Origin of the sequence: Oceanivirga salmonicida (assembly GCF_001517915.1) — a bacterium.
In the GTDB taxonomy this organism is placed as follows: Bacteria; Fusobacteriota; Fusobacteriia; order Fusobacteriales; family Leptotrichiaceae; genus Oceanivirga; species Oceanivirga salmonicida.
Genome location: NZ_LOQI01000118.1, coordinates 1 through 2,304, shown reverse-complemented (window position 1 = coordinate 2,304; position 2,304 = coordinate 1). Strand labels below are relative to the sequence as shown.

The 2,304-nt window shown below is 23.6% G+C and carries 3 protein-coding genes; all 3 read left to right on the top strand.

Annotated elements, in window-relative coordinates; translation table 11 throughout:
* A partial coding sequence (locus AWT72_RS08440; protein WP_156413130.1) for a YhjD/YihY/BrkB family envelope integrity protein occupies positions 1-579 on the top strand: 579 nt, incomplete at its 5' end.
* A 62-nt stretch (positions 580-641) separates the two neighbouring features.
* Positions 642-1,343: an epoxyqueuosine reductase QueH gene (locus AWT72_RS08435; protein ID WP_067143578.1), complete on the top strand. Its 702-nt coding sequence runs from the start codon at positions 642-644 to the stop codon at positions 1,341-1,343.
* The coding region (locus AWT72_RS08430) for an aminoacetone oxidase family FAD-binding enzyme (RefSeq protein ID WP_067143575.1) at positions 1,333-2,304 on the top strand (972 nt) is incomplete at its 3' end. The genes AWT72_RS08435 and AWT72_RS08430, both read left to right, overlap by 11 nt.

Here is a 2,304-nt window from a genome sequence, read left to right as displayed (position 1 = left end):
GTAATTATTCTTTTAATTATATTGAGTACATTTTATAGTATAGTTCAAGGTTCGATTTCATATTATAATGCAATATATGGAAGTTTGGCATTTGTGCCTTTATTCCTATTATGGATTAAATATTTTTGGATAATAGTTCTAGCGGGAGCACAAATAACCTATTCACTAGATACAAATTATGATTTAAAAGAAGATAATTTGTCAGTGAGTTATAAAAAAACTATTTCAGTATATGTACTATATAAAATAATCAAAAGATTTATGAATAATGAAGAAAATTATACATTAGAAAAGTTGGCAAAAGAAATTAATATTAAAAACTATATAGTAAGAATAGCAATAGATATTTTAGAAGAATTAGGTTATATAATATGTAGTGTTAAAAATGAAAACAATTTAGTAATACAAATAAATAAAAATCCTGATTTATTAATTCTTGAAGATTTTATAAAAGAATTTGAAAAACAAGGAGAAAAAGATATAGCTATTTTTATAAATAATGAGAAAACAGAAGAATATATGAAATTTGAAAATTTAATATATCCTAATAACGAAAAATTAATAAAAGATATATTATAATCAGAATATATAGTACGAGTAAAAGTAAAGTTGATCTTTACTTTTTTTAAAAGGGAGGTAAAATGTTTGATGCAAATGACTTAGTAAAAATGATGAGACCAAATGAAAAAATAAACTATCACAAACTACTATTAGAAGTCATAGAAATTTGGAAAAAACATGAAACAAGACCCAAAGTTATTTTACATAGTTGTTGTGCACCGTGTAGTACATATACTTTGGAATTTATGTGTGAATATGCTGATATTACTATATTATTTGCTAATTCTAATATACACCCTGAAGCAGAATATAGAAAAAGAAGTTATGAGCAGAAAAAGTTTATAGAAAATTTTAATAAAGAAACAAATAATAATGTCTTGTATATAGAAGAAGAATATAAACCATTAGAATTTTTTAAAGTTGTAAGGGGATTAGAAAAAGAACCAGAAGGTGGTATAAGATGCGAAGCTTGTTTTGCATATAGATTAGATATAGTTGCAAAAAAGGCAGTAGAATTAAATTATGACTATTTTGGAAGTGCATTAACATTAAGTCCTATGAAAAATAGCCAATTGATAAATAAAATAGGATTTAATATACAAAATATTTATTCAACTAAATATTTGCCATCAGATTTTAAAAAGAATAATGGTTATAAAAGATCCATAGAGTTATGTCAAAAGTTTGATGTTTATAGACAATGTTATTGTGGTTGTATATTTGCAGCAGATAAAGATAAATATAGACAAGCGATCGAAGAAGGTAAGAAAAATGGTTTTTGATTATATTATAATAGGTGCAGGGGCTTCAGGGGTATTATGTAGTATTGAAGCATTAAAAAAAGGTAAAAAGGTTCTTTTGATAGAACATAAAGATAGAATATTAAAAAAAGTTTTAATTACTGGTAATGGTAGGTGTAACTTCACAAATAGGTATGCAAGTTATAAAAACTATTATGGAAATAATAAGGAATTAATAAAAAATATTTTAGAAAAATATACACCTGAATATATAATAAACTATTTTGAAAATTTAGGTATTTTAGCCAAAGAAGAAAAAAGAGGTAAAATGTACCCTAATTCAATGCAAGCAGCATCAATAGTAGATATATTAAGAAATAAATTAGAGTATTTAGGAGTAAACTTAATTTTAAATACTAATATAGAAAAGGCTTATAAAAAAAATGATATATTTTATGTTAATGAATATATGGGTAAAAAGTTAGTAATAGCAACAGGTGGTTATTCATATAAACAACTTGGAAGTGATGGTAGTGGTTATGAAATCGCAAAATCTTTTGGACATAAAATAACAAAATTAAGCCCTGTTATAACACAATTAAAAACAGATAAAGAATATGTAAAAGGTTTAGAGGGAATAAGACAAGACGTTGATTTAAAAGTATATAATAACGGAGAGTTATTAAGAAGTGATTTTGAAGAATTATTATTTACACCATATGGTATATCAGGACCTAGTGTGCTTAATTTATCATATTTAACTGCTTTATATGGTTTTGATATAGATTTTGTAATAGATTTTATGCCTAATAAAAATAAAGATGATTTATATAAATACTTATTAAATAGGAGAGATAACTTATATTTTTTAGAAGCAACAGACTTTTTAAATGGAGTATTACATAAAAAATTAGGTATGTTTTTACTAAAAAAAAGTGGTTTAGAAAAATTAAATATACCTTGTTACGAAATAAAAGATAAATACATACAAAAATTAGTGAAT

Excerpts from the sequence above, each read along its gene's own strand:
- AWT72_RS08435 (WP_067143578.1), top strand. The coding sequence starts at position 642 with ATGTTTGATGCAAATGACTTAGTAAAAATGATGAGACCAAATGAAAAA.